Below are 204 nucleotides of genomic sequence, written 5' to 3' on the forward strand. Positions count from 1 at the left end.
AATTGCCTTGAGTAAGGTAAACTTTGCCTAATAACGATTTAGCGGCACCAGAAGTTGCTTTGCCGATACTATTACTTAGGGGTAAGTTTTGCTGTGCAAACGTTAAATCTTGAATAATAGATGTATAAACATCTGCAATACTATTTCTAATCAAAGTTTTATCCTGTATCTGCTGATTTGTTTCCAAAACGGTCTGTTCTTTCG

At 35.3% G+C, this 204-nt stretch carries 1 protein-coding gene; it reads right to left on the bottom strand.

Annotated features, from left to right (window positions below):
• Positions 1-187: RagB/SusD family nutrient uptake outer membrane protein (locus ACM615_RS24105; protein ID WP_431012663.1), on the bottom strand; the 187-nt coding region annotated here is incomplete at its 3' end.
• Positions 188-204 lie beyond the last annotated feature (17 nt).

It is taken from the genome of Rahnella sp. PAMC25617, from assembly GCF_050606005.1.
GTDB lineage: Bacteria > Pseudomonadota > Gammaproteobacteria > Enterobacterales > Enterobacteriaceae > Rahnella > Rahnella variigena.